At 68.4% G+C, this 24,084-nt stretch carries 29 protein-coding genes; 14 read left to right on the top strand and 15 right to left on the bottom strand.

Annotation, left to right across the window (positions count from 1 at the left end; all coding sequences use genetic code 11):
- Nucleotides 1–2 precede the first annotated feature (2 nt).
- From sctR to FHR19_RS11280, 10 genes are all read left to right on the top strand, one after another.
- Complete coding sequence (gene sctR, locus FHR19_RS11325; protein ID WP_184028347.1) at nucleotides 3–653, top strand: type III secretion system export apparatus subunit SctR; 651 nt, start codon at nucleotides 3–5, stop codon at nucleotides 651–653.
- Between the two features lie 12 nt (nucleotides 654–665).
- A complete protein-coding gene (gene sctS, locus FHR19_RS11320) occupies nucleotides 666–935 on the top strand; it encodes a type III secretion system export apparatus subunit SctS (protein ID WP_096343020.1) in 270 nt (89 codons plus the stop codon).
- Nucleotides 935–1,729 (top strand): type III secretion system export apparatus subunit SctT, encoded by a 795-nt coding sequence (gene sctT, locus FHR19_RS11315; protein WP_184028344.1) that lies wholly within the window; start codon nucleotides 935–937, stop codon nucleotides 1,727–1,729. Before sctS ends, sctT begins: the two co-directional genes overlap by 1 nt.
- Entirely contained in the window at nucleotides 1,726–2,082 is a 357-nt protein-coding gene (locus FHR19_RS11310) for a helix-turn-helix domain-containing protein (RefSeq protein ID WP_184028342.1), read from the top strand. Before sctT ends, FHR19_RS11310 begins: the two co-directional genes overlap by 4 nt.
- Nucleotides 2,083–2,200: 118 nt before the next feature.
- Nucleotides 2,201–2,803: a hypothetical protein gene (locus FHR19_RS11305; RefSeq protein WP_184028339.1), complete on the top strand. Its 603-nt coding sequence runs from the start codon at nucleotides 2,201–2,203 to the stop codon at nucleotides 2,801–2,803.
- A 424-nt stretch (nucleotides 2,804–3,227) separates the two neighbouring features.
- Nucleotides 3,228–3,491: a hypothetical protein gene (locus tag FHR19_RS11300; RefSeq protein WP_184028336.1), complete on the top strand. Its 264-nt coding sequence runs from the start codon at nucleotides 3,228–3,230 to the stop codon at nucleotides 3,489–3,491.
- A 381-nt stretch (nucleotides 3,492–3,872) separates the two neighbouring features.
- A complete protein-coding gene (locus FHR19_RS11295; RefSeq protein WP_184028332.1) occupies nucleotides 3,873–4,127 on the top strand; it encodes a hypothetical protein in 255 nt (84 codons plus the stop codon).
- A gap of 16 nt (nucleotides 4,128–4,143) precedes the next feature.
- Nucleotides 4,144–4,443 (top strand): hypothetical protein, encoded by a 300-nt coding sequence (locus FHR19_RS11290; RefSeq protein ID WP_184028330.1) that lies wholly within the window; start codon nucleotides 4,144–4,146, stop codon nucleotides 4,441–4,443.
- The gene (locus tag FHR19_RS11285; protein ID WP_184028327.1) at nucleotides 4,440–4,715 is read left to right on the top strand and encodes a hypothetical protein; all 276 of its coding nucleotides are present in this window, start codon (nucleotides 4,440–4,442) and stop codon (nucleotides 4,713–4,715) included. The genes FHR19_RS11290 and FHR19_RS11285 overlap by 4 nt, the downstream gene beginning before the upstream one ends.
- 177 nt (nucleotides 4,716–4,892) lie before the next feature.
- Nucleotides 4,893–5,330: a hypothetical protein gene (locus tag FHR19_RS11280; RefSeq protein ID WP_184028324.1), complete on the top strand. Its 438-nt coding sequence runs from the start codon at nucleotides 4,893–4,895 to the stop codon at nucleotides 5,328–5,330.
- 4 nt (nucleotides 5,331–5,334) lie between these two features.
- Here the strand turns inward: FHR19_RS11280 and FHR19_RS11275 are convergent, their stop codons facing one another.
- Both FHR19_RS11275 and FHR19_RS11270 read right to left on the bottom strand, forming a co-directional pair.
- The gene (locus FHR19_RS11275) at nucleotides 5,335–6,117 is read right to left on the bottom strand and encodes an ankyrin repeat domain-containing protein (protein WP_184028321.1); all 783 of its coding nucleotides are present in this window, start codon (nucleotides 6,115–6,117) and stop codon (nucleotides 5,335–5,337) included.
- Nucleotides 6,118–6,205: 88 nt separating this feature from the next.
- Nucleotides 6,206–7,036: a Tle-like phospholipase domain-containing protein gene (locus tag FHR19_RS11270; RefSeq protein WP_184028318.1), complete on the bottom strand. Its 831-nt coding sequence runs from the start codon at nucleotides 7,034–7,036 to the stop codon at nucleotides 6,206–6,208.
- A gap of 157 nt (nucleotides 7,037–7,193) precedes the next feature.
- Between FHR19_RS11270 and FHR19_RS11265 the strand changes: the two genes are divergently transcribed.
- The 3 genes from FHR19_RS11265 to FHR19_RS11255 are packed head-to-tail and all read left to right on the top strand — an operon-like array spanning nucleotide 7,194 to nucleotide 9,521.
- Nucleotides 7,194–8,507 (top strand): phage tail tip lysozyme, encoded by a 1,314-nt coding sequence (locus tag FHR19_RS11265; RefSeq protein WP_184028314.1) that lies wholly within the window; start codon nucleotides 7,194–7,196, stop codon nucleotides 8,505–8,507.
- A complete protein-coding gene (locus tag FHR19_RS11260) occupies nucleotides 8,507–8,839 on the top strand; it encodes an SH3 domain-containing protein (protein WP_184028311.1) in 333 nt (110 codons plus the stop codon). Before FHR19_RS11265 ends, FHR19_RS11260 begins: the two co-directional genes overlap by 1 nt.
- A 25-nt stretch (nucleotides 8,840–8,864) precedes the next feature.
- Complete coding sequence (locus tag FHR19_RS11255; RefSeq protein WP_184028308.1) at nucleotides 8,865–9,521, top strand: hypothetical protein; 657 nt, start codon at nucleotides 8,865–8,867, stop codon at nucleotides 9,519–9,521.
- Between the two features lie 4 nt (nucleotides 9,522–9,525).
- Here FHR19_RS11255 and map read toward each other — a convergent pair whose 3' ends face one another.
- The 11 genes from map to FHR19_RS11200 all read right to left on the bottom strand — a co-directional run bounded on the left by map (nucleotide 9,526) and on the right by FHR19_RS11200 (nucleotide 20,014).
- On the bottom strand, nucleotides 9,526–10,293 hold the full coding sequence (gene map / locus FHR19_RS11250) for a type I methionyl aminopeptidase (protein WP_184028306.1): 768 nt from the start codon (nucleotides 10,291–10,293) through the stop codon (nucleotides 9,526–9,528).
- A gap of 1 nt (nucleotide 10,294) precedes the next feature.
- Nucleotides 10,295–10,501 carry a ParD-like family protein gene (locus tag FHR19_RS11245; protein ID WP_184028304.1) on the bottom strand — a complete coding sequence of 69 codons (207 nt, stop codon included), beginning with the start codon at nucleotides 10,499–10,501 and terminating at the stop codon, nucleotides 10,295–10,297.
- A gap of 33 nt (nucleotides 10,502–10,534) precedes the next feature.
- Nucleotides 10,535–10,909, bottom strand: coding sequence for a hypothetical protein (locus FHR19_RS11240; protein ID WP_184028302.1), 375 nt, complete (start codon nucleotides 10,907–10,909; stop codon nucleotides 10,535–10,537).
- A 127-nt stretch (nucleotides 10,910–11,036) separates the two neighbouring features.
- A complete protein-coding gene (gene rpoD, locus FHR19_RS11235; RefSeq protein WP_184028299.1) occupies nucleotides 11,037–13,067 on the bottom strand; it encodes an RNA polymerase sigma factor RpoD in 2,031 nt (676 codons plus the stop codon).
- 158 nt (nucleotides 13,068–13,225) lie between these two features.
- Nucleotides 13,226–15,103, bottom strand: a complete 1,878-nt coding sequence (gene dnaG, locus FHR19_RS11230; RefSeq protein WP_184028297.1) for a DNA primase — start codon at nucleotides 15,101–15,103, stop codon at nucleotides 13,226–13,228.
- Between the two features lie 147 nt (nucleotides 15,104–15,250).
- Complete coding sequence (gene lexA, locus FHR19_RS11225; RefSeq protein ID WP_184028294.1) at nucleotides 15,251–15,922, bottom strand: transcriptional repressor LexA; 672 nt, start codon at nucleotides 15,920–15,922, stop codon at nucleotides 15,251–15,253.
- 55 nt (nucleotides 15,923–15,977) lie between these two features.
- The gene (locus tag FHR19_RS11220; protein WP_184028292.1) at nucleotides 15,978–17,159 is read right to left on the bottom strand and encodes a molybdopterin molybdotransferase MoeA; all 1,182 of its coding nucleotides are present in this window, start codon (nucleotides 17,157–17,159) and stop codon (nucleotides 15,978–15,980) included.
- Complete coding sequence (gene moaC, locus FHR19_RS11215; protein WP_184028290.1) at nucleotides 17,159–17,632, bottom strand: cyclic pyranopterin monophosphate synthase MoaC; 474 nt, start codon at nucleotides 17,630–17,632, stop codon at nucleotides 17,159–17,161. The genes FHR19_RS11220 and moaC overlap by 1 nt, the downstream gene beginning before the upstream one ends.
- The gene (gene trpC, locus FHR19_RS11210; protein ID WP_184028288.1) at nucleotides 17,629–18,417 is read right to left on the bottom strand and encodes an indole-3-glycerol phosphate synthase TrpC; all 789 of its coding nucleotides are present in this window, start codon (nucleotides 18,415–18,417) and stop codon (nucleotides 17,629–17,631) included. Before trpC ends, moaC begins: the two co-directional genes overlap by 4 nt.
- Nucleotides 18,414–19,409 (bottom strand): anthranilate phosphoribosyltransferase, encoded by a 996-nt coding sequence (trpD, locus tag FHR19_RS11205; protein ID WP_184028286.1) that lies wholly within the window; start codon nucleotides 19,407–19,409, stop codon nucleotides 18,414–18,416. Before trpD ends, trpC begins: the two co-directional genes overlap by 4 nt.
- On the bottom strand, nucleotides 19,406–20,014 hold the full coding sequence (locus FHR19_RS11200) for an anthranilate synthase component II (RefSeq protein ID WP_184028938.1): 609 nt from the start codon (nucleotides 20,012–20,014) through the stop codon (nucleotides 19,406–19,408). The genes trpD and FHR19_RS11200 overlap by 4 nt, the downstream gene beginning before the upstream one ends.
- A gap of 79 nt (nucleotides 20,015–20,093) precedes the next feature.
- Between FHR19_RS11200 and FHR19_RS11195 the strand changes: the two genes are divergently transcribed.
- Nucleotides 20,094–20,504 carry a hypothetical protein gene (locus FHR19_RS11195; RefSeq protein ID WP_184028284.1) on the top strand — a complete coding sequence of 137 codons (411 nt, stop codon included), beginning with the start codon at nucleotides 20,094–20,096 and terminating at the stop codon, nucleotides 20,502–20,504.
- Nucleotides 20,505–20,522: 18 nt separating this feature from the next.
- On the opposite strand, the gene FHR19_RS11190 is transcribed toward FHR19_RS11195, so the two are convergent.
- Nucleotides 20,523–22,019, bottom strand: a complete 1,497-nt coding sequence (locus FHR19_RS11190) for a chorismate-binding protein (protein WP_184028282.1) — start codon at nucleotides 22,017–22,019, stop codon at nucleotides 20,523–20,525.
- Entirely contained in the window at nucleotides 22,016–23,962 is a 1,947-nt protein-coding gene (locus tag FHR19_RS11185; RefSeq protein WP_184028278.1) for a peptidylprolyl isomerase, read from the bottom strand. Before FHR19_RS11185 ends, FHR19_RS11190 begins: the two co-directional genes overlap by 4 nt.
- Nucleotides 23,963–24,084: the final 122 nt, after the last annotated feature.

Genomic DNA, 24,084 nt, shown 5'->3' with positions numbered 1-24,084 from the left:
CCATGGACCTTTCCGCCTTCACGCCGGGCACGGCGCTCGTCACCGTCGTCCTCATCGCGCTCGCGCCGTTCTTCGCGGTGATGGTGACGAGCTTCACCAAGATCGTCGTGGTGCTCAGCCTTGTGCGCAATGCGCTGGGGTTGCAGCAGGTGCCGCCCAATCTCGTCCTCAATGGGCTGGCGCTGATCCTGTCGCTCTACGTCATGTATCCGACGATCCAACAGATGCAGGCCGCCGCCGGGCCGAACCCGACCGGGCAGCAGACCGAGCAGATCTTCGACACCGCCGACCGCGCGAAGGAGCCGCTGCGCGCCTTCCTGATAGAGCATAGCGATCCGGGCGAGCGCGACTTCTTCGTCCGCACGCAGGCGCGTGTCGCATCGAAGACCAATACGCAGGCGGCGGCGCCGACCGACTTCATCGTCGTCATCCCCGCCTTCATCGTGAAGGAGCTGACGACCGCGTTCCAGATCGGCTTCCTATTGTTCCTGCCGTTCCTCGTCATCGATCTCGTCATCTCGAACATCCTCCTGGCGCTCGGCATGATGATGCTGTCGCCGGTGACGATCTCACTGCCGTTCAAGCTTCTGTTGTTCGTGCTGGTCGATGGGTGGGTGAAGATCAGCCACAATCTGGTCTTGAGCTATGTCTGACGGGGGCGCGGCATGACCGATTCGATCCTGTCGGTGACGACGCAGGCGCTGTGGCTGGTGCTGCTCCTGTCGGCCCCGCCGATCGTCGCGGCGTCGGCGGTCGGCCTGCTCGTCGCGATCGTGCAGGCGGCGACGCAGCTTCAGGAACAGACGCTGCAATATACGCTGAAGTTCTTCGCGGTGGTCGCGACGCTGTTCGTCACCGCCGGGCTGCTGGCGGGCAGCCTGTTCACCTTCAGCGACCAGATCTTCTCGGGCTTTGCGGGGATGGTGCGCGGCTGATGGGGGGCGGTATCGCGTCGCAACCCTGGGGGGCGCAGCTCCTGCTCGTCGCGCTGGCGTCGGCGCGGTTCGGCTTCGCTTTCGTACTGGTGCCGGTATTCGCGCGCGACGTCATCCCGCCGACCGTCCGCAACGCGATCATCCTGACGCTGGGCGGCGTCGCCTTCGTCATGCAGCCTTCGGTCGACCCCAATGGCATGGGCGCGATCCAGTGGGCGCGAATGCTGCTCAAGGAAGCCGCTGCCGGCCTCGTGATCGGCTTCTTCTTCGGCACCCTGCTCTGGGCGATCGAGGCCGCGGGCGAGATCATCGATGCCAAGGTGGGCGCGACGATCGGCCAGGTGCTGGAGCCGATGGGCGGCAACATGACCTCATTGAACGGCGCGCTGCTCGGGCGGCTGGCGAACGTCATCTTCTGCGCCAGCGGCGGGCTGCTGCTGCTGGTCGGCACGGTCATCGAGAGCTATGCGATCTGGCCGATCGCCGCCGACTGGCCCAGCCTCGACATGGGTTCGCTTGCCGTGTTCGAGAACGAGTTCGGGCGGCTGATGATGCTCGCCTTCCTCGTTTCCGCGCCGATCCTGATGGTCCTTTATGTCATTGATGCGGGGCTGGGGCTGCTCAACCGCTTCGCGCAGCAGCTCAACGTCTTCTCGCTGTCGCTGTCGCTGAAAAGCTGGGCGGCGACGCTCCTGCTCGTCATGCTGATCCCCGCGATCGCCCAAGCGGTCGTCGACGACCTCGCCGAGCGCGGTGGCGTGGTGAAGGCCGTGATCGGAGCGTTGGCACGATGAGCGACGATGCCTTCGACCCGGCCGAGGAAGCACGCCTGCGCGAGCTGATGCGCCTGCTGCGCAAGGCCGATGCGGTCGCGGCCGAGGAAGAGGAGCTGATCGGCGAGTTCCGCATTCCCAAAAGCCGCATCCCCGCGCGCCACATCGACGGTATCCAGACGCTGACCCGGACGGAGGCGGCGGTGCTGCGCTTCCTCGGCTGGGGGCGCGCCAATGCCGATATCGCGACGCTCCTGGTCATCAGCGAGAACACCGTGCGCGTCCACCTTAACAACATGTGCCGCAAGCTGGAGCTAGACGGCGTGCGCGAGCTGATCGCGCTGGCGGGCGTGCTTTTCCACCCGCTCAACTAAGCGATTCGACTAGGTGGCTAGTCGGATCGGTGAGTGTGGCGGCCGGGCGGATCGGCCAGAAGGATCGACGAAGGCGGAGGCGATCACCGCCGAGACAGATCAAGCAAGGAGACAGACGATGTTCGGTATCGGCGGTTTCAATCCGGTTTCGCTTCTCGCCACCGCGGCGCTCGGCCCAGTGGGCGGGATCGTCGCGCAGCTTGCCAGCCAGGTCATGTCGCAGGTGGGTCAGCAGATCATCCAGCAGCTTGGCCAGAACATGGGCCTTCCGCAGTCGTCGATCGACATGGCGCAGGGCGCGCTGGCCGGGCGCTACGGTGACGTGCGGGGTCAGGCGCAGAACCTGGACGAGGCGATCGCCGCGTTCGGCCAGGAAACCAACGCACAGCCGCAGGACGTCGGCAATGCGCAGCGCGAACTGCAGAGCGCGATCGACGATATCGTGCGCGACCTGTCCGATAGCCGCGAGGCCAAGGAAGCACGGGCGAGCGGGGGCAAGGGCGGCGGCTGGCTGCGCGCCATGGCCGAGGTCCTCGGGGGCAAGCTCGACGATCTGGCTCACGAGATGGAAGATCTGGCGAACCGGGTCACCAAGGACGATCCCAGCACCACGACCGATTTTTCGGTGGTTTCGAACCAGTTCAACATGCTGATGAATGCCACCTCGACCGCGATCAAGACGATCGGCGAGGCCCTCGCGGGTGCAGCCCGCAAGCAGTAACGCTCTGCCCTGAAACGAGCACGACTGGGGGAGATGCCATTGCGCATCTCCCCCAACTTGTTGCAACCTCCTGATTTGATGGAGGAGTATTATGCGAAAGTCGTCTCTCGCAATCGCTGCGTTACTCTTGTCCCTGTCGAATGCCGCATCTGCGCAGGATTACCTGTCATGGGGCTCGTCTTACGCGACGAATGTGGGCGTAAATGGCGCGGCGGAGCGCAGCGCCCGATCGACCGCGCGACGCGGCGCGCCGGCGGTTCGCACCCGATCTGCAGCACAGGCGCAGGCATGCGCGGGTCGCGGACGGTTCCGTGCGCAGTATGGCGCCCAGCATCCAAAGGTTCGGCAGCTCGAGGCGCTTTGTGCCCGCGCCGGGCTTTGAAAGAGCGATGCGCGACATCGCGTCGACAGCGGAGGTCCGATCATGATCGGGGGACTGCAACAGCGCGATATTGCTTACGTCATCAACCGGCTACCCGTCGAAACGCCGGCAGGTCATGCCTCGGAGCAACGCGGAGCAGAATTGCTCACCGATGCCTCGTTCGGCCTGGTCGACGCTGGCAATGACGCGGCGACGAAGGCTGACGATCGGGAGGCAGGACAGCAGTCAGTCGAGAAGTTCGCCAAAGTCGCCCATATCGATGAAGACGAGGCTGCTGGACGGCGACAGGCTGGTTGTGTTCGCTAGTCTTGCCGACTGGCCGTCAACCCCTAGGTACGCCGCCTGTCTGCTCTGTGCAGGGCAATCGGCTATTGACTTCGGCGGGGGAGCAACCGACACGGCCGTAAGCTCAGCGTACGGCGTCAGCGCCATTCGATAGCAACTTGATGTCCGTCCCCCGCGGGGTGCTGAGACCGAAAACCGGACGGCAAACCAGTTGAACGACGCACTATCTGGCATTGAGCGCGACCGGCGTGCGTCTGATCCGTCCGCTCGTGCGATGGTCACGGCGGGCAAGCGCGAGGAGCGTTTGGCGCTGGCGGCGGCTAGCATCTTCGCCCTGTCATGAAGCGGTCAATCGGCGACGAGTCAGGGAAGCGTATCAAATTTTCGGTTGCGATGTGTTTCGTGATCGTAGCCGCGGTCCCCGCGATCGCGCAGGACCTGCCCACCGATCAGCTCGAGCGGCACGCCGACACCGTTCGCCAGGGCAATCTGGTCCGTCAGACGGTCGGTCGCCAAACCTATGCACGATGGGGTGGGCGCGCGACCCCGGCACAGGCCCGCGCCTGCGCAAACAAGAGTCAGCTTCGCGCGCAGTACCGCGCCGGCAATCCCAAGGTGCAGCGGCTTTACAGCCTCTGTCGAAGCGTGGGCTATTGAGGTCGGGAGACACGATATGGCAGATTCTCTGATCGGCGGAGTCACCGCGGCACGTCGGGCGCTGCCGGTGCGCACGCCGCAGGACCAGAAGACCAAGGACGGCACCGATCGTGTGCAGATCGAAACCGATCAGGCGACCATCCGGGACACCCCGGTCGAGCGTGCACGCGTCCGATCGAGTGATGCCGGCAACCTCGACGACAGCAGTGCTTCGCCGAACGCGTCGCTGCTGGCGGATGAAAGCATCGGACGATTCCGAGCGACCGGACACCTGTATCGAGCGATCGGTAACCTAATCGGTGGAGCGTTGCAGTGAAGCGGTTCATGCTCGGTTTCGTTGCGCTTTCGTGCGCATCGTCGTTGGCGGCACAGGAAGTCGGGCCTGCGCTCGATCCCGGACAATTGACCGGAACGCTTGCCCAGGATCACGTGCGCTGGAGCGAAGCACGCCGAGCAGATAAATCGGCGACACGATCGGCGCGTCAGGCTTCGGCTTGTAGCAATCTGCCATCGTTTCGTCGGCAATATGGCGCCAGCCACCCGAAGGTCGTGCGCCTCGCCAAACTTTGCCGCAAGGCTGGATATTAGGTGGCGGCGGATGACCGGACCTGACGCTGCCTCAGGCCGAGTTTGCCTCAATCGCTCCGCGGGGCTGCGATTCGCCGGTCGGCCTCGCCACGGATAGTCGTTCCGACTATCCCGGCTAAGCGTTTCGCGGAGCGCTTCGGCGGGGTTGCCGGCCCATATTGCTGATCGGGAAAGACGATGACGATCGACCGCATCCACACCGGGCCGCTGGCCCCGATCGACCCCGCCGGGGGCGAGGGGCGGAGCCCCGCGACCGTCGGCGAGGCGAGCGTGCGGAGCGTCGCGTTGGCGGTGGTGGGCCGGATCGTCGACGAACTCGGTATCGGCGTCGGTGACCGGCGATCGTCGGCCGCCGACCCCTATCGCCTGCGCGAGGTCGCCGACATGGCAACGCGCGCCTTTCCCGGCAGCGCGCCGGCCGCGGAGGGTGAGCTGATGCGCGCGATCGAGTCGCTCGCGGGGGCGATCGCGGCGCACATGGCGGCGCGCGTCGACGGGAGCACCCTGGAGCGCGTCGATGACGCCCTCGACGGGCAATCCACCATGCGCGAGGGCGTCGAAGGCGTCGCCGAATTCCTGGACGGCGTGACGCAGCGGCTCGAAGCCGGGGGCTGAGGGATCAGCGCCGACGCTCGCGGATCAGCGCGAGGACGTCGGCCGGCACCGGCTTCCCCGCCGTGCCCGGGGGCGGCCAGACACCCTCGATCGCCCGCTGCGCGACGGCTCGCTCGTCAGGCACGGGTTCCGGCCAGCGAAGCGGGCGCAGGCGGTCGCGAAGCACGCGCTGCGCGGCGGCTTCCTGCGGGTCGTTGCGGGCCATCGGCGCCATTGCCGCGCTGCCCAGATTGGCGCCGCTGGCATCGATCGCGAACGGATCGGCACCCGCATCGAGCAGCCGGGCGGCAAGACCGAAGCGTTCCTGGTCGAGCGCGATGTGAAGCGCCCGCCGGCCGGTGCGCTCTTTCGCCTCCAGATCCGCACCCGCGCCGATCAGCAGATCTAGGCGGTCGGGGTCGTTCAGGCCGATGGCGGTGCGGAGCGGCAGCGTCGGTGCGCCGCGCGGATTGGGCGACGCCCCTCGCTTCAGCAGCAGCCGGGCCATCGTATCATCCTTGCCTCGGAGCGCGAGGACGAGGGGGAGGCCGTCACCCGTCCCGTCGGCAGGCGCGCCGGCATCGAGCAGGGCCATGATCGCTGGCGCGCTGCAACCGGCAACCGCAAATGCGAGCAGGTCGCCGCGCCGCGCAAGCGCCGGGTCGGCGCCGAGCAGCGCCTTTACCCTGTCGACCTCGCCACGGGTGAGGGCCCCGGCGATTTCCGGCGAAGACGACGCCTTCGGATCGGGAAGTTCGGTGTCTGGGCGGAAGCAGGCCTCCGCCGACGCCGTCGTGAAACCGCTCATGAGCGCCGCCGCAAGGAGGGGAAGGAACAGTCGCACATCGCGCCTCGCATCGTCGGGCGGGTGCGTGGGCCACCGCCTCGGGGAGTCGTCAGAGCGCGCCTGCGCCTGCCACTACCCAGTCGATGCCGTGGCGGTCGATCGGGTTCAACCCCTCGAACCAGTTGCGGTCGGCGGGGCGGACGTCGGGCAGGGCATGCTGCGTGCCGTACGCCTCCGGCGCGTCGGCCAGTGCACCGCCGGCGATGCCGCCGAGCGTGAAGCCGATGGCGCGGTCACCGCCCTCCTGAATGAGGTGCAGCGCCTCACCGGGGACGTAGAACGCATTGACGGAGGCCGCGCCGCGGCCGTTGGCGCTCGCGATCGACCGCGCGCCGTCGATCGTTCTGTCGGAAAGACCGGAGGCGTTGAAGGTCACCGCCTCCCGCCCGCTCGCCACCGCCGCTGCAGATGCCAGGCCGCCGCCGAGCGAGTGGCCCGTAAAGCTGACATCGGCATCGACACGGGCGATCGCCTTGCCGATTTCGAGCGCCTTGGCATAGCTTTCCGAATTGAGGCCGAGCGCCTGCTGGACGTTGTTCTTCCAGTCCTCGCCCGTCTGCGACCCGCGAAAGGCGACGACATACGAGTCGCCCGACACATAGACCCGCGCTCGGAACGACGAGCCGGGCTGTTCGAGCATCTCCGGCGACACCCCCAGCCGGTCGAGATCCGCCGCGCTCGCCACGCGATAGCCGGCGGGCGGGGTCGGTTCGGCGCGATAGACATCGGCGGAGAGCGCGGCGTTCGTCCGGACATGGTCGGGGGTCAGCCCGTCATTGGCCGCCGCCGTCCGCGGCGCGGCCGACGCGGCGAGCAGCGGCGCGGCGGGGGCGATCGGCTGCCAGGATGCCGGGGCGATGCGGGCTGCGGCTTCGATCATGGCGGATCCTTCCCTAAACCTGGTGGGCAAAGGCTAGGGGCGTGGCGACGGTGCCGACATAAGCGTTTCGATTAGGGCGCTAGTCGCGGCGACTATCCCGCCGGCGGGGTGACGGGCGTAGCGTCGGCCCATCAGTTCAGGTTCGGGAGAGGTCGCCATGACCCGCATTGCCGCCGCACAGGAGAACAGCGCCGCCATCTCCGCCCCATCGGCGAACTATACGGTCAAACCCGGCGATACGCTGACCGAGATCGCATCCGCGCACGGCGTCTCGCTTGGTGCGCTGCTCGCCGCCAACGGACAGATCGACAATCCCGACCTGATCCGGCCGGGTGAGCAGCTGGCGATCCCCGGCGGCGGACAGGTGCGGGGCAGCTATACGGTCGAGCGCGGCGACACGCTGTCGGGCATCGCCGAGCGGTTCGGGACCGATGTGGCGACCTTGGCGCGAAGCAATGGGATTTCGAACCCCGACCTCATCTATCCCGGACAGCGGCTCAGCCTGGGTGGCGGCAATGGCGGGACGGGCGCGGTCGGCGGCGTCGATCCGGGGCAGGGGCCGCAGGGCGGCGGGACGAGCAACGTCTATGACACCGCGCGCCAGTATCTGGGTCGGAACGCCTCCGAACTGCGGCGCGACACGACCGACGACCTGCCGATGAACCCGAACGTGCCCGCGAACGTGTGCTGCGCGAACTTCGTGTCGGGGGTGCTGATCGAGGCGGGCGTAATGGACAAGGGCCTGCGTACCGATTCGGTCGCGCAGCTCAATTCGAACCTGCGCGGCGCCGGCTGGACCGCGGTCGACCCCGCCGATGCCAAGCCCGGCGATGTCGTCATCATCCAGGGCGGCGGCGTGTCGCATACCGAAATCTATGCCGGCGGCGGCAAGATGATCGGTTCGAACAACGTCAATGCCGACGGCACGCAGAAGATCAGCGAGAACAACCTATCCTGGGCGCTCGACCACGGTGCGGTGATCCTGCGCGCGCCCGGCGGTGCGAACAATCAGGCGGCACCGGCCGATGGCGCCGGTGCCGCGGCACCGACGGGGCAGGGTACGCACCAGCAGCGCATCGACCAGGCGATCGGCTTCTTCGAGGGGCAGGGCTGGAGCCGCGCGCAGGCGATCGGCATCGTCGCGAACCTCGACGCCGAAAGCGGCATGGAAGCGAACATCCGCCAGATCGGCGGCGGGCCGGGCTATGGCCTTGCCCAGTGGGAGGGGCCGCGACAGGCCGATTTCCGCGAATGGGCGGGCAAGAATATTCGCCAGTCGACCTTTGCCGAGCAGCTCCGCTTCATCCAGCACGAACTGACCGGGAGCGAGCGCGGCGCGGGCAACGCGCTGCGCGGCGCTACCGAGGCGGGGGAGGCGGCGTCGATCGTCACGCGCCTTTACGAGCGCCCGGCGGACAGCGCGGGCGAAGCGGTGCGCCGGGCTGCGCGGGCGCGGGAGATCGCGAACTGATGCGGCTCGCGGTCGGCGCGATGCTGCTGGCGGCACCCGCGGCCGCGCAGACGCCGGAGCGGGTGCGCTGCATCGTCGACCACGGCCCGGCGCAGGACTGCCGCGTCACCTTTTCGACCGCCGCCGGCGTCCGCACGCTGCGCTTCGACATGGGGGGCGGTCGCCGTGTGACCTTTGTCGGGCGGGCGCAGACGGGCTGGTGGTCGGGCCGACTCGACGGCAAGCCGGCGATGGGCTTCGAGCGCAATCGCGGCAACGTGGCCTTTGCGACAAGCGACCTCGCGCACAGTTTCGAATGGTATTACCCTGACAGCGAGCACGGCCGCTATTGAGCGGCCGGCCGAGGAGAGCATGCTGATGTTGTGGAGCGTTATGATCGGGCTGTCGGCGATGGCGACGGGCAGTGCGGCGCAGGAAGAGACCGCGTCGCAGGCGATGGCCGAACGGTATCAGGCGGAGTTCGCCGACTGCGTCGTCCGGCGGAAAAACTACGCCGCCCCGGTCGCGACGTTCCTGCGCGCGATCCCCGACACGCCCGGTTGGGGCGAGGCGGGTCTGAAGGCCGCCGATCTGTCCTGCCTGAACGCTGCGGCGAAGCGGACGGAAAGCAAGATCACGATGAAGATGCAGCCGTCGAGTTTCCGCGATGCCATTTATCCCGCGCTCTACCGCCAGCAATTCGCCCGCGCGCCGCAGACCGCGCGAATCGGGGCACTGCCGCCGCTCGACATCGCGTCGGAGTTCGACGGGGACATCGCGTCGCTGCCGGCCGAGTATCGCCCGCGGCGCGCGCTCGGCGACTGCGTCGCGCGCACCAATCCGACCGAGGCGCATAAGATGCTGCTCGCCGGCCCAGGCAGTAAAAGCGAGACGGCCGCCGTCGAGTCGCTGAAGCCGTCGATCGCCGGCTGCCTGCCTGCCGGAACCAGCATACGCATGAACCGCCCGGCGCTGCGCGCGCATCTGGGGGAGGCGATGTACAAGCTCAGCCGCGCCGCCAGCAGCGCGGGTTGAGGAGTCAGGCCGCGGCGCGCTCGCTTTTGCGCAGCGTCAGCACCTCGACGCCGGTCGCGGTCACGGCGACCGTATGCTCGAATTGCGCGGACAGGCGGCCGTCCGCCGTCACGACCGTCCATTCGTCGTCCAGCGTGACGGTGCGCCGCGTCCCCTGATTGAGCATCGGTTCGATCGTGAACGTCATCCCCTCGCGAAGGACCAGCCCCGTGCCGGGTCGGCCGAACGCGGGCACTGCCGGTTCCTCGTGCATCTCGCGGCCGATGCCGTGGCCGCAATAGTCGCGGACGATCGAATAGCCGTGACGCTTGGCGTGGCGTTCGATCGCGTGGCCCACATCGCCGAGCCGCGCGCCCGGACGGACCGCGCCAATCCCTTTCCACATCGCCTCCTGCGTCACCTTCACCAGTCGCCGCGCCGCAGGACCGGGGTCGCCGATGACGTAGGTCTTGCTCGAATCGGCGATGAAACCGTCTTTTTCCAGCGTGATGTCGAGGTTGACGATATCTCCGTCCTTGAGCGTCACGTCGGCGCTCGGCACGCCGTGACAGACGACCTCGTTGATCGAGCAGTTGAGGACATGGCCATAGCCATATTGCCCCTTGCTCGCGGGGCGGGCCGCAAGGTTGTCGGTAATGTACCGATCGACGAGCGTATCGATCTCCAGCGTGGTCATGTCGGCCAGCGGTGCTGCGTCGAGCATCTCGAACACATGCGCCAGCAACCGGCCGGCGTTGCGCATCAGCGCGATCTCGTCAGGCGTCTTGACCATGTCAGGCGGCGGCGAGGCCGGGCATATCGACCTCGGCCGCGGCGAGTTCGCGGCGAACGATCTCGTTGAACGACAGCGTCGGATTGGCCTCCGCGAGCATGCCGATCTTCATCCAGAATTCGGCCTGTGCGTTGATCGACCGACACATCACGCCGCTGGCGCGCCGGATTTCGGCGTGCAACTGCTCGTCGATTTTCACGATACCCATATACAAAGCGTATATGGATCGTATTGTTTCGCGTCAATCGAACGCGAACACGCTTGGCGGGGCGCCATGCTTGGCGGCCCAGCCCTCCCACGCGACATCGGTGGGACCGATTGCCGCTTCGATGACCTGCCACCGACCATTTTGCCGGCGAAGGAGCGCGGCATAGGCGTGTGAGACGAGGCCGCGCCGTGCCGCCTCCGCCTTTTTCGTGCCCGCGTAATCGAACGGCTTGCCGCCGGCCGCCTGCATGTCGGCAAACAGAAAGGCCCAGTCGCCGTCGCGACGGAGAGTCTTCACGACGAACAGCGGCGGACGCCCCAACTCCTCGGCGACTGGCCGGCGCGCGGCGTCGAGGATGGCGGCGCGATCGGCGGGCGCGATCGCGGGGGCGGCGGCTTGGATCATCATCGCGGTCCATCCTGTCCAGAGCATACGCGCATCCTTCGCCGCCGATCGCGGCGCCGCAACGCGTGGGGGACGGAGCGGGCGAACCGCGCGACGAAAAAGGGCGGCCCCCCCGGGACCGCCCTTCGTCTTACTGGTCGAGGAACGAACGCATCTTGCGGCTTCGGCTCGGGTGCTTGAGCTTGCGCAGCGCCTTCGCCTCGATCTGGCGGATACGCTCGCGCGTCACGCTGAACTGCTGGCCGACCTCCTCCAGCGTGTGATCGGTGTTCATGCCGATGCCGAACCGCATGCGCAGCACGCGCTCTTCGCGCGGCGTCAGGCTGGCGAGGACGCGGGTGACCGTTTCCTTCAGGTTCGCCTGGATCGCGGCATCGACCGGGATGATCGCGTTCTTGTCCTCGATGAAGTCGCCGAGGTGGCTGTCCTCCTCGTCGCCGATCGGCGTTTCGAGGCTGATCGGCTCCTTGGCGATCTTCATCACCTTGCGAACCTTCTCGAGCGGCATCGACAGGCGCTCGGCCATCTCCTCCGGCGTCGGCTCGCGGCCCTGCTCGTGCAGGAACTGGCGGCTGGTGCGCACCAGCTTGTTGATCGTCTCGATCATATGGACGGGAATGCGGATCGTCCGCGCCTGATCGGCGATCGAGCGCGTGATCGCCTGGCGGATCCACCACGTCGCATAGGTCGAGAACTTGTAGCCGCGGCGATACTCGAACTTGTCCACCGCCTTCATCAGGCCGATATTCCCCTCCTGGATGAGGTCCAGGAACTGCAATCCGCGGTTCGTATATTTCTTGGCGATCGAGATGACGAGGCGCAGGTTCGCCTCGACCATCTCCTTCTTGGCGATCCGCGCCTCGCGCTCGCCCTTCTGCACCATGTTGACGATGCGGCGGAACTCGCCGAGCGCCATGCCGGTCGATTGCGCGATCTCCGCGATCTCGACGCGGATGCGGTCGACCGCGGCGCCCTCGTTCTCGGCGAACGCCTTCCACTTCTTGTCGAGCCCGCCGACCGAGGCCAGCCACTGCTCGTCGAGCTCGTGGCCCATATAGCGGTCGAGAAAGTCCTTGCGGTTGACCTTGTGCCGCTCGGCAAGGCGCAGCATCTGGCCGCCGAGCGCGGTCAGGCGCCGGTTGAAGCTGTAGAGCTGGTCGACAAGATACTCGATCTTGGCCTGGTGGAACTGGACGCTCTCAACCTCGGCGGTCAGTTCCTCGCGCAGCTTCTGGTACTTCTTCTCGTCCGACGCGCCGAGTTCGCCGCCCGATGCCATCGCGTCGAGCCGCTTGCCCTGCATCTTGGCGAAGGTCTTGTAGAGCGCGGTGATGCTCGCGAACTTCTCGAGCGCCTGCGGCTTCAACGTCTCTTCCATCTGAGCGAGCGAGAGGGTGTTGTCCTCCTCCTCGTCGTCCGACGGACGCGGCGCGCGCCGCTCGGTCATCGAATCCTCGTCCTCGTCAGCGGCGGCCTCCTCGGGCTCGTCCTCTTCCTTGAACGACGGGCCAGCGTTCTTCTCGGAAATCTCGCCGTCGTCCTCGCCGTCCTCGGACAGCGATTCGGGGGCGGGATCCTTCGACAGCATCGCGTCGAGATCGAGAATCTCGCGAAGCTGCATCGTCCCTTCGTTGAGGGCCGTCGACCAGTTGATGATTGCGTTGAAGGTAATCGGGCTCTCGCACAGCCCGAGGATCATCGTGTCGCGCCCGGCCTCGATCCGCTTGGCGATCGCGATCTCGCCCTCGCGCGACAGGAGCTCGACCGCCCCCATTTCGCGCAGGTACATGCGGACAGGATCGTCGGTGCGATCGACCGTTTCCTTCTTCTTCGGCGCTTCGAAGGCGGGGGCGCTGTCGTCCTGGCTGTCCGAAGACTCGTTGTCGTCGGCGCTGTCGTCCTCGGGCTCAGCGTCCTCGCCGGCTTCCTCGTTTTCGACGACGTTGACGCCCATGTCGTTGAGCGCGGACATGATGTCCTCGATCTGCTCGGAGGACATCTGATCCTGCGGCAGCATCTCGTTCAGCTGATCGACGGTGATGTAGCCACGCTTCTTGGCGCGCGCGATCAGCTTCTTCATCGACCCTTCGTTGAGGTCGATCAGCGGCGCGTCGCCCACCTCGATCGTGTCGTCACCGCCGCCACCGTTCGCCTTCGCCATCAACTGCCCTCGATTACCCGACGGCGCATTATACAACGAATGCGCCCTACATGCCTGTCAGTACGGATTTTGCAACTCGCATGAGCGCGTCGCGCCGCGATTGTTCCCGCGATATGGGGATCATGTCACATCGGTCAAGCGCATCGGGCGGCCGGCGCTCAATGCCCGGCGGATCTTGCGACCGCGGCGCCGTCCTCGTCGGCATGCGCCAACGTCTCGAGGCGCGCCTTCAAACGCTGCTGTTCCTGCAGAAGCGTCTGTTGACGGGACCAAGCCTCCTCGGACCAGCCGGCACTCATTGCCGACGTCGCATCGGTCAGAGCCGCCTCGACACGCGGCAGCGTAACCATCACCGCGATCGCCTCGTCGAGGTCGGTGGCGGCGCGATCGGGATCGGCGCCGGCATGCGTGAACGAGAAGGGCAGGGAGTCCGCCCGGAGCAGGTCGCCGGCCACCTGATCGAACCCGGAGCGCGCCAGGACGCTGACCAGTCGTGAGCTGTCGAGCGCCTGATCCTCGATCGCCAGATCGATCACCGCCTCGAACGCGCGGGCCAGCGCGATGTCGGCAAGCCGTAGCGAGCCCAGGATCTCCATGTGCCGCGCAATCTCGGCCGGGTGGCGGATCAGCCCGGCAAGCACCGCCTTGGCGAGCACGCGGTCGATCCCGCCCGTCCCCACCGCACGCGCGGTATCACCGGGGGGCGCCTCGGGCGGTTGCCAGCCGCGGCCGGCATTGCGGCCGCGCGGTCCCTGCTGGATGCGGGGCGGCGGCGCCTTTCGCGCGGCAAAGGTTTCGAAGAACCGGCGCTTGAAGTCGGCGTGATATTCCGAGCGGACGTTAGGATCGGCGATCCGGTCGGCCTGTTCGGCGAGCCGCGCGCGAAGGCCGGCGCGCTCCTCCGGCGTGTTCGTCGGCTCCTCGGCGGCATGACGCCACAGCCGCTCGACCAGCGGTTCGGGCGCGGCGAGCAGCGCCTCCATCGCACCGGCGCCCGACGTGCGGACGAGGTCGTCGGGGTCCTGTCCGGCGGGCAGCGTCACGAAGCTGAGGCTGCGCCCGGGCCCCAGCATCGGCAGCGCGCGTTCGGCGGCGCGGATGCCCGCCTTCTGCCCGGCGCTGTCGCCGTCGAAGCACAGGATCGGCACGTCGACCATCCGCCAGAGTCGCTCCAACTGCGCCTCGGTCAGCGCAGTCCCGAGCGGGGCAACCGCCTCGCCGAACCCGGCTTGGGCCAGCGCGATCACGTCCATATAGCCCTCGACCGCGATCACGCGGCCGGCCTTGCGCGCGGCGGCACCCGCGCGGTCGAGGTTGTAGAGCGTGCGGCCCTTGTCGAAGAGCGGCGTCTCCGGCGAATTCAGATATTTCGGCTCACCCGCGCCGATGATCCGGCCGCCGAACGCGATCACGCGCCCGCGCGGGTCGCGGATCGGGATCATCAGCCGGCCGCGGAAGCGGTCGTACGGCTCCTTGCCGTCGACCTGGATCAACAGGCCGCATTCGATCAGCATCGCATCGCCGAACTCGGCCAGCGCCTTGCGAAGCTGCCCGCGGCTGTCGGGCGCGAAGCCAAGACCGAACGCGCGGGCGGTGTCGGCACGGACGCCGCGCTTTTCGAGCAGCGCACGCGCTTCCTCGCCGCCCAGGCCCCAGAGCTGGTCCTCGAACCATTTGGCCGCTGCCGCCATGACGTCGTGCAGCGATTTCGCGCGCTCCGCCTTTTCGGCGGCGCGGCGATCGGGGGCGGGCATGTCGAGGCCCGCCGCCTGCGCCAGATCCTTGACCGCATCGATGAAGGGCAGGCCCTGATGCTCGGTCAGCCAGCGGATCGCGTCGCCATGGGCGCCGCAGCCGAAGCAATGATAGAAGCCCTTGTCGTCGTTGACGTAGAAGCTGGGCGACTTCTCGTTATGGAAGGGGCAGCAGGCACGATGCTCGCGGCCTGCACGCTGGAGCTTGACGGTGCGGCCGACCAGCACCGACAGCGTGGTGCGCGCGCGCACCTCGTCGAGAAAGGCAGGCGAAAGGCTCATGCCCAAGGTCGATCGCAAAGGCGGCACGCGGCGACGGGTCGCACAGAAATAGTCGATGATCCCGCCATGCCGCCCTCATGACAGAACACGCCGAGTCGCGGTAGCATCTTGAGACGGGCGGCGACGACAAATCGCCGCCCGATCCCGTCAATAGCGGCGGAGCAGCCCGGCCAGCTTGCCCTGCACGCGCACCTGATCGGGGCGATAACGCTGCGGGTCGTAGCTGCGGTTGGCGGGGTCGAGGCGGACCATCCCGCCCTCGTGCCGGAAGAACTTCAGCGTGGCCTCATGCTCGTCGATCAGCGCCACGACGATCTCGCCGTCGCGGGCGACCTCCTGACGGCGGATCAGCGCATAGTCGCCGTCGAGGATACCCGCCTCGACCATCGAATCCCCCGACACCTCCAGCGCATAATGCTCGCCCGCACCCAGCAGCGCGGCGGGCACGGGGAGCATCGATGCGCCTTCCATCGCCTCGATCGGTACACCGGCGGCGATGCGGCCGTGCAGCGGGATCTCGATCACGTCGTTGGCGGGGGTGGGCAGCGTCGCAGGGGCGCTCGGCGTGGCGGCAGGCGCCGTGCGCTTCTTTGCCGCGACCTTCGCCTCGGGCATCTTGATGACTTCGAGCGCGCGGGCGCGATTGGGCAGGCGGCGCAAGAAACCGCGTTCTTCCAGTGCGCTGATGAGGCGGTGGACACCCGACTTCGACTTGAGCTCGAGCGCGTCCTTCATTTCCTCGAAAGAGGGCGACACGCCGGTCTCGACCAGCCGGTCGGCAATGAAGCAAATGAGTTCGTGCTGCTTGCGCGTGAGCATCGCGCCTCTCCCGTAAGAACAGACGCCGAACGTTTATGGCTTGTTCTACTTGCTGTCAAGCAAGGTCTAGGATCTGCGCCGAGTCGCCCGCCGCAGCCGCCGGCGCCTGCGGTTCGCGAAGCACGAGGCAGTCTGCGCGGGCCAGCGTGCGGAGCATCGAGCTGTCCTGGATCGCGGCGACATGCACGCGCCCGTCGATCCGCCGCCCGCGCAGATAATCGGTGCGCTCGCCATTGGCGGGCAGCGGCTCGGCGAGCGTCGCGGGCGTCGGTTTGGGCAACGGATCGGCCGCGCCGGACAGGTGCGCGACCAGCGGCCGGACGAACAGCGTTGCGGTCACGAACGCGGACACGGGATTGCCGGGAAGGCCGACGACCACGCCTTCGCCTAGCCGCCCGGCGAGCATCGGCTTGCCCGGCCGCAGCGCCACGCGCCAGAAGTCGATGACTGCGCCCGCCGCCTCCAGTGCTGGCCGGACGAGGTCATGGTCGCCGACCGACGCCCCGCCGGTGGTGACGAGAATGTCCGCCTGCGCACCGGCAAAGGCGTCGCGCAACACTTCCAGCCGATCGGGCAGGATGCCGAGGTCGACGAGATCGATGGGCAGGTCGGCGAGCAGCGCCGTCAGCATCACGCCGTTGCTCTCTGGCAGGTCGCCGTCGCCGAGCGGCGCGCCCGCGGGGCGAAGTTCGTCGCCGGTCGCCGCGATCGCGACGCGGACACGGCGGCGGACGGGCAGGGCCGCGTGTCCGGCGACGGCAGCAAGCGCGATGCGCGCCGGCGTGATCCGCTCGCCTGCTTCGATCAGCACGTCGCCGACCGTGAAGTCCAGCCCGGCGCGGCGGACGTTGCGGCCGGGATGGGCGGGGCCTTCGCCCGCGAGATGCACCTGCGCGCCTTCGACCCGGGCTTCCTCCTGCACCAGCACGCAGTCGGCTCCCGCGGGCATCGCCGCGCCGGTGAAGATACGGACGGTTTCGCCGGGCGCGACAGGGCTGGCGAACGGCCGGCCGGCGGCACTTTCCCCGATCAGCCGGAACGGGCCGGGCAGCGCGGCATGCGCGATCGCATAGCCGTCCATCGCCGACAGGTCGCGCGAAGGCTGCGTTCGCAGCGCAGCGATCGGTTCGGCCGCCCAGCGGCCCGCGGCCTGGGCCAGCCGCAGCGTTTCGACTTCGACTGGATCGCGCAGGGCAAGCAGCCGGGTCTGCGCCTCGGCAACGGGGAGCAGCGGCATCAGGCGGGCGCGAACCAGTCGCCGGACTTGCCGCCGGTCTTCGACAGTAGACGAACGACCTCGATTATCATGCCCTTATCGATCGCCTTTGCCATGTCGTACAAAGTCAGGAGCGCGGTGCTGGTCGCCACCATCGCTTCCATCTCTACGCCGGTCTGGCCCGTCGTGGTGGCGGTGGCCGTCACGGCAACGCCGTCGTCCTCGATCGTCAGCGCCACCTCGACGCTGGTGAGCGGTAGCGGGTGGCAAAGAGGGATGAGGTCGGCGGTGCGCTTTGCCGCCATGATCCCGGCGATCCGCGCCACTGCGAGCACGTCGCCCTTCGCGACCGCGCCGTCGCGGATCGCGGCGGCGGCTTCGCGCGACATGGCGATGCGGCCGCCGGCGACGGCACGGCGCTCGGTCGCAGGCTTGTGGCCGACATCGACCATCCGCGCGGCGCCCGCCTCGTCCAGATGCGTCAGGTCGCTCATCCGACCAGCGCGCGCGTCGCGGCCTCGACGTCCGCCCGGCGCATAAGCGCCTCGCCGATCAGAAAGCAGCGGATGCCGTGCGCGGCCATCGCGTCGAGTTCGGCCCGGGTGTTGAGGCCGCTTTCGGCGACGAAGGTGCAGTCGGCGGGGGCCTCGCCGACGAGCTCATAGGTCTTGTTGAAATCGACCTCGAACGTCTTGAGATTGCGGTTGTTGACACCGATCAGCCGCGACTTCAGCCGGGCCGCGCGTTCCATTTCCGCTGCGTCATGGACCTCGACAAGCACGTCCATGCCGCGCTCGAACGCGGCGGCCTCGATCTCGGCCATCGCGGCATCGTCCAGCGCGGCGACGATGATAAGGATCGCATCGGCGCCCATCGCGCGCGCTTCGGCCACCTGCCACGGATCGACCATGAAATCCTTGCGCAGGACGGGCAGGTCGCAGGCGGCGCGTGCGGCGACGAGATAATCCTCGTGCCCCTGAAAGCCCGGCGCGTCGGTCAGGACCGACAGGCACGTCGCGCCGCCGGCGGCATAGGCGCGGGCGATTGCGGGCGGGTCGAAGTCGGCACGGATCAGACCTTTTGACGGGCTGGCCTTCTTCACCTCGGCGATTAGCGCGTGCCGGCCCGACGCGGCGCGCGCATCGAGCGCCGCCTTGAACCCGCGAGGAACCGACTGTTGCGCGGCGCGCGCGTCGAGGTCGGTGAGGCTCGCCTTCGCCCGCCGCTCGGCGACCTCGTCATATTTGCGGTCGATGATCGCGGTCAGCATGTTGCTCATACGCGGTCGATCCAGCGGCGAAGGAGCGCGGCGGCGCGGGCGCTGTCGATCGCTTCGGCCGCCTGCGCGGCGCCGTCAGCGAGGCTCTCGACCCGGCCCGCGACGATCAGCGCGGCGGCGGCGTTGAGCAGCACCGCGTCGCGGTACGCGCCGGCGCCGCCCGCGAGCAGGTCCTTCAGCGCCTCGGCATTCTCGGCGGCCTCGCCACCACGGATCTTGGCCAGCGGGTGGCGGGGCAGGCCGGCATCCTCGGGCACGATCGCTTCGGGCAGCGTGGCACTGCCGACGTTCGCGGCAACGCTGGGTCCGGCGCAGGAGAGCTCGTCAAGCGCATCCTCGCCCGAGACGACCGCCGCCGCCTGTGCGCCCAAAAGATCCAGCGCCTCGGCATAGACGGGCACATAATCGGGGCGGGCGATACCGACGAGCTGGCGCTCGACCCGCGCCGGGTTGGCGAGCGGCCCCATCAGGTTGAAGATCGTCCGCCGCCCGATCCGGCGCCGCAGCGGTGCGAGCCGCGCCAACGAGGGGTGGTGGTTGGCCGCGAACAGGAAGGCGATGCCGAGCTCGTTCAGCGTCGCCTCCGCACTCGCGGTCGCGGCGTCGAGGTCGAGACCCAGTGCCTCCAACGTGTCGGCCGCCCCCGCCTTGGACGAGGCGGCGCGGTTGCCGTGCTTGGCGACGGGCACGCCGCAGGCGGCGACGACAATCGCGACGGCGGTCGAGACGTTGAGCGTATGGTGGCCGTCGCCGCCGGTGCCGCACACGTCGATCGCATTGTCGGGCGCGTCGAGGGCAATCATCCGCTCGCGCAGCGCCCGCGCCGCCGCGGCGATCTCGATCGAGGTTTCGCCCCGCTCGGTCAGGCCGATCAGAAATGCTTCGATCGACGTATCCTCGGCGCGGCCGTCGAGAATGTCGGCGAACGCACGCGCGGCGCTGTCGTGCGACAGCGGTGTCACCGGATCGGGCAGCAGCGTCGTCACCGTCATGCCGCCAGTCCCTTCGGCAGATCGGCGGGCATCGTCGCGGGCAGGCCGGCGTCGCGCAGGAAATTGGCGAGCATCGCATGGCCATGCTCGGTCGCGATGCTTTCGGGATGGAATTGCACGCCGTGGATTGGCAGCTCGCGGTGACGGAAGCCCATGACACTAGCATCGGCGGCCGTCGCGTTGACCACCAGCGCCTCGGGTACGTCGGTGACGATCAGCGAGTGATAGCGCGTCGCCGTGAAGGGCGAGGGCAGGCCGGCGAACAGCCCGGTACCGTCATGCTCTACCGGACACGTCTTGCCGTGCATCAACCCGCCGCGCACCACCTGGCCGCCGAAATGCTGGCCGATCGCCTGATGGCCGAGGCAGACGCCGAGCAGCGGTTTGCGCATTTCGGCGCACGCGGCGACGAGGTCGAGGCTGATCCCCGCCTCGTTCGGGGTGCAGGGACCGGGCGAGATCAGGAACGCCTGCGCGTTCGTCTCGATCGCGTCGCGCGCAGTCATGGCGTCGTTGCGCTCGACCCGCACCTCGACCCCCAGTTCCATCAGATAATGGACGAGGTTCCAAGTGAAGCTGTCGTAATTGTCGATGACGAGGAGCATATCGCACCCCATCTAGCCCTCGTTCAGCCATGCGCAAGCTTGGCGGGCGGATGGACGGACGAACTGCCGGAGAATTGCCATGCGCCGCTTGACCCTGGGCCTGATCCTGCTCGCGACCGCCGCGCCGTCGCTGGCGCAGGAGCCGCCGCAGGGCGCACGCTCGGGCACGCCGCAGCGTATTCGCAACGTGATGCTCAAGCCGGGCGAGAAATGTCCCGAGGCGCAGGGCGACGAGATCGTGGTCTGCGGCCGGATCGACCCGGAAGAACAATATCGTATCCCCAAGGAGTTCCGCGACGCGCCGGTGGTCGCGGGCAACCAGTCCTGGACCAATCGCGCGCAGACGATGATGGACGCGAACCGGGCCGGCCTGCCCAACAGTTGCTCGCCGGTCGGGACCGGCGGTCAGACCGGCTGCAATCAGCAGTTGATCGACCAGTGGTTCGAATGGCGCCGCGCCCAGCGCGCGGAGGCGGCGAAAGTGCCCTGACACCGGCGAGACGTGGGTCTACTGACCGAAGCCTGCTTCGCCCGCCCGAGCCACCGCCTCGCGCGCGGCGGCCAGCAGTGCCCCGGCCTTCGCCTCGCACTCGCGCTGTTCATAGGCGGGGTCGCTGTCGGCGACGATGCCCGCACCCGCCTGGACGTGCATGACGCCGTCCTTGACGATGCCGGTGCGCAGGACGATGCACGAATCCATCGACCCGTCGGGCGAGAAATAGCCGACGCCGCCGGCATATGCCCCGCGCGCCTCCGGCTCCAGTTCGCCGATGATCTGGCAGGCGCGGACCTTAGGTGCGCCGCTGACCGTGCCCGCGGGGAAGCCGGCGAACAGCGCATCGATCGCGTCGCGGTCGGGGTGCAGCCGGCCCACCACGTTGGACACGATGTGCATGACATGGCTGTAGAGCTCGACGGTATAGCTGTCGGTCACGCGCACGCTGCCCGCGGTCGAGACGCGGCCGACATCGTTGCGGCCGAGGTCGAGGAGCATCAGGTGCTCGGCGCGCTCCTTGGGATCGGCGAGCAGGCTGTCGCGGTTTGCGGCATCCGCTTCGGGCGTCGCGCCGCGGGGGCGGGTGCCGGCGATCGGACGGATCGTCACCTCGCCGTCGCGGACGCGCACGAGGATCTCGGGGCTTGATCCGGTGAGCGAGAAGCCCGGCAGGTCGAGGTGATATAGGAACGGCGACGGGTTGATCCGCCGCAACGCGCGATAGAGCTCGATCGGCGGCAGCGCGAACGGGGCGGTGAAACGCTGGGCGAGCACGACCTGAAAGATGTCGCCGGCGGCGATATATTCCTTCGCCGCCGCCACCATTTCGCCATAGCGGCCGGGTTCGAGGACGGGGGTGAAGATCGGCGGCTCGGCTTCGCTGCGCGCAGGGGCGGGGAGCGGCGCGGCGGCGAGGCGGGCGGCGGTCGCCTCGATCGCCTCACACGCGCGGTCCACGGCCTGGCCGCCATGCTCGGGCCAGGCGGGGGCGACGATGAATAGCGCGTCGGCAAGCCGGTCGAAGACGAGCAGCACGCTCGGTCGCACGAACAGCATGTCGGGAATGTCGAGCGCGCGCGTCTTGGGCGCGGCCAGTTTCTCGACCAGCCCGATCGTCTCATAGCCGAAATAGCCGACGAGGCAGGCAAGCGCGCGCGGCAATGCGGCGGGCACGTCGGCGCGGCAATCCTCGACCAGCGAGCGGAGCGCCGCGAGGCTGTCTGCCTCGCACGGCTCGAACGCCTCGCGATCGGTCAGCCAGCGGCGGTTGATCTCGGCGTCTGCACCCACGGCGCGGAACACGAGGTCGGGGGCAAGGCCGATCAGGCTGTGCCGCCCACGCACCGCGCCGCCCTCCACCGATTCCAGGAGGAAGTCGCCGCGCCCCGGCTCGATTAGCTTGAGCGCGGCGGCGACCGGCGTCTCGGTATCGGCTAGTTGGCGGCGCCAGACGAGCGCCGGCCGCCCGGCGGCAAGCGCGGCGCGGGCGGCGTCGATCCCCTCGATCACTCTGCCGCTGCGCCCTGACCGGCGAGGTCGGCCTTCAGCTTGGCGAGGCCGGCGGCGTTGCGCGTCGCGCCGAGCTGCTTCCTGGCGGCGTTGGTGAACTGCTCGGCATATTCGCGGCCGATGACGGAGCCGAGGCCCTGGCGCGTCGACTGGATCGCGCCCGGCGCCTTGCGCGCGTCGCCGGGGGTGATGCCGGTGACGGTCACGACGAACCAGCCGCCGCTGTTGGGCGCCTCGATCAGCTTGGCGCCGCCCTGCTTCAGGTTGAACATCAGCGCGACCGGCGGCGGCAGCTGTACGCGGCGCGCGGCAAGCTCGGCGCGCGACACGTCGATCGTCTGGATGCCCGGCCCGCCGGTGACGCCCGCCGCACCCAGCGCCTGCTGAAGCGCGGTGCCGCGCCCGACATTGGCGACGACGGCATCGGCGATGCGGCGCGCGGCGAGCTTGGCCTGCTGGCGGCGCCAGTCCTGTACCACGGTATCTCGGATCGACTGGAGCGGGCGCGCGGCGGCGGGCACGGTGCGGCCGAGCGCGACGATCGCGAACGTGCCGTCCTGACCGATCGGCACGATCTGCGGCGCGTCGCCGTCCTGCGCGGCGAAGCCGGCCTGCATGACGGTGGCGATACGCGGATCGGGTGCCTGGGTCGGCGCGTCGGGGTTCAGGCCCTGCGCGGTCAGTGCGGGCGTGGTCTGCGCCGAGAGCTTCTGGTCGGCAATCAGCTCGTCGAAGGTCGCGCCGTCGGCGATGCCGCCGTCGAGCTTCTGCTGCGCGTCGGCGATCGCCTCGGCTTCCTTGCGCTTGCGGACTTCGGCGGTCAGTTCGTCGCGCACCGCCGCCAGCGGGCGACCCGCCGACTGGCTGATGCCGGCAACCTTGATGATGTGAAACCCGAGCGGCGAGCGAACCGGCCCGACGACGCTACCCTCGGGCGCGGCGAACGCGGCCTTCGCCACGTCGGCGGAGGTCTGCGTCGCAAAGGCCGACTGCTTGGCGTTGCTGGCGGTCGTCGCCTCCAGCCCGGCGGCGCGCGCGGCGGCGGCGACGGCGGTGCCGCCCTTCACCTGCGCCGCGATCTTGGTCGCCAGCGCCTGGTCGAGAACGATGACCTGTTCCAGCGTGCGCGTGGCCGAGGGGGCGTATTTGTCGCCCGCCGCCTTGTACGCCGCCTGAAGGTCGGCGTCGGTCACCTGAACGCGCGCGGCATAGGCGTCGGGCGTCACGATCGCATAGCGGACGACGCGCCGCTCGGGGATCATGTAGCGCGCACGGTTGTCGCTGTAGAAGCCGGAAAGCTGCTGGTCGGTCGGGTTCGCCGATGCGTTTACCGCCGCCGGGATCAGCGCGATCTGGCCCTTGCGCCGCTCCAGCAGCAAATTGGCATAGGGGAGGGCAAGCTGGTCGCCGACCTGGCCCGCGCCGATCGTCGGCGTCAGCAGCCACTGGGCATAGGTTTCACGCGCGATGTCGGTGCGCAGCTGCTCGGGCGTGATCTGCCGCTGGGAAAGCGCGCGCTCGAAATTGGTCTGGCTAAACTTGCCGTCGAAGCCCTGAAACGCCGGGATGCTGGCGATCTGGCCGTCGACGAGCGCCTTGGACGCGAGCATGCCGCTCTTTTGCGCGAACTGTTCGAGCACGAGGCCGTTCTCGACCCGCGCGACGACGCTTTCGAACCCGCCGGCATTGAGGAACCCGGCCATGTCGATGCCCTGCTGCTCGGCGCGCACCGCATCGAGCGCGAGGCGGGTGCGCTGGCGCAGGTCGATTTCGCTCACCCCGTCGCCCGCGACCTCGATCAGCGTCGCGCCCGACGCCGTGCCGCCCTGGCGCATACCGTTGATGTCGGCGACGCCGAAGCTGATCGCGATGATCGCGAGGGCCGCGAGCGTGAAGATCACGCCGAACTTCGACTTGACCACCCGGCGGAAGAAATTGAGCATCGAAGCGTCCGTTCGTTCGCGAAGCACCGAAAAGGCAGGAGCGGCGCGCTTTAGGGGGCGATGGGCCCCGCGACAAGCTTGTGCGCGCGGGCTCGGGCTGGCACGGGCTGCATACGAATGCA

The organism is Sphingomonas yantingensis (genome assembly GCF_014199325.1).
Lineage (GTDB): Bacteria > Pseudomonadota > Alphaproteobacteria > Sphingomonadales > Sphingomonadaceae > Sphingomonas > Sphingomonas yantingensis.
Note: the sequence above shows the minus strand (reverse complement) of the source record. Positions and strands in the feature narration are given on the sequence as shown.

Coding starts and splice junctions, on each gene's coding strand:
- FHR19_RS11265 (WP_184028314.1), top strand. CDS start 7,194: ATGACCCGCATTGCCGCCGCACAGGAGAACAGCGCCGCCATCTCCGCC.
- sctR (WP_184028347.1), top strand. CDS start 3: ATGGACCTTTCCGCCTTCACGCCGGGCACGGCGCTCGTCACCGTCGTC.
- FHR19_RS11300 (WP_184028336.1), top strand. CDS start 3,228: ATGATCGGGGGACTGCAACAGCGCGATATTGCTTACGTCATCAACCGG.
- FHR19_RS11255 (WP_184028308.1), top strand. CDS start 8,865: ATGTTGTGGAGCGTTATGATCGGGCTGTCGGCGATGGCGACGGGCAGT.
- FHR19_RS11245 (WP_184028304.1), bottom strand. CDS start 10,501: ATGGGTATCGTGAAAATCGACGAGCAGTTGCACGCCGAAATCCGGCGC.
- FHR19_RS11270 (WP_184028318.1), bottom strand. CDS start 7,036: ATGATCGAAGCCGCAGCCCGCATCGCCCCGGCATCCTGGCAGCCGATC.
- map (WP_184028306.1), bottom strand. CDS start 10,293: ATGGTCAAGACGCCTGACGAGATCGCGCTGATGCGCAACGCCGGCCGG.
- FHR19_RS11185 (WP_184028278.1), bottom strand. CDS start 23,962: ATGCTCAATTTCTTCCGCCGGGTGGTCAAGTCGAAGTTCGGCGTGATC.
- FHR19_RS11195 (WP_184028284.1), top strand. CDS start 20,094: ATGCGCCGCTTGACCCTGGGCCTGATCCTGCTCGCGACCGCCGCGCCG.
- lexA (WP_184028294.1), bottom strand. CDS start 15,922: ATGCTCACGCGCAAGCAGCACGAACTCATTTGCTTCATTGCCGACCGG.
- dnaG (WP_184028297.1), bottom strand. CDS start 15,103: ATGAGCCTTTCGCCTGCCTTTCTCGACGAGGTGCGCGCGCGCACCACG.
- sctS (WP_096343020.1), top strand. CDS start 666: ATGACCGATTCGATCCTGTCGGTGACGACGCAGGCGCTGTGGCTGGTG.
- FHR19_RS11280 (WP_184028324.1), top strand. CDS start 4,893: ATGACGATCGACCGCATCCACACCGGGCCGCTGGCCCCGATCGACCCC.
- sctT (WP_184028344.1), top strand. CDS start 935: ATGGGGGGCGGTATCGCGTCGCAACCCTGGGGGGCGCAGCTCCTGCTC.
- FHR19_RS11275 (WP_184028321.1), bottom strand. CDS start 6,117: ATGAGCGGTTTCACGACGGCGTCGGCGGAGGCCTGCTTCCGCCCAGAC.
- rpoD (WP_184028299.1), bottom strand. CDS start 13,067: ATGGCGAAGGCGAACGGTGGCGGCGGTGACGACACGATCGAGGTGGGC.
- FHR19_RS11240 (WP_184028302.1), bottom strand. CDS start 10,909: ATGATGATCCAAGCCGCCGCCCCCGCGATCGCGCCCGCCGATCGCGCC.
- FHR19_RS11200 (WP_184028938.1), bottom strand. CDS start 20,014: ATGCTCCTCGTCATCGACAATTACGACAGCTTCACTTGGAACCTCGTC.
- FHR19_RS11290 (WP_184028330.1), top strand. CDS start 4,144: ATGGCAGATTCTCTGATCGGCGGAGTCACCGCGGCACGTCGGGCGCTG.
- trpD (WP_184028286.1), bottom strand. CDS start 19,409: ATGACGGTGACGACGCTGCTGCCCGATCCGGTGACACCGCTGTCGCAC.
- trpC (WP_184028288.1), bottom strand. CDS start 18,417: ATGAGCAACATGCTGACCGCGATCATCGACCGCAAATATGACGAGGTC.
- FHR19_RS11260 (WP_184028311.1), top strand. CDS start 8,507: ATGCGGCTCGCGGTCGGCGCGATGCTGCTGGCGGCACCCGCGGCCGCG.
- FHR19_RS11305 (WP_184028339.1), top strand. CDS start 2,201: ATGTTCGGTATCGGCGGTTTCAATCCGGTTTCGCTTCTCGCCACCGCG.
- moaC (WP_184028290.1), bottom strand. CDS start 17,632: ATGAGCGACCTGACGCATCTGGACGAGGCGGGCGCCGCGCGGATGGTC.
- FHR19_RS11310 (WP_184028342.1), top strand. CDS start 1,726: ATGAGCGACGATGCCTTCGACCCGGCCGAGGAAGCACGCCTGCGCGAG.
- FHR19_RS11220 (WP_184028292.1), bottom strand. CDS start 17,159: ATGCCGCTGCTCCCCGTTGCCGAGGCGCAGACCCGGCTGCTTGCCCTG.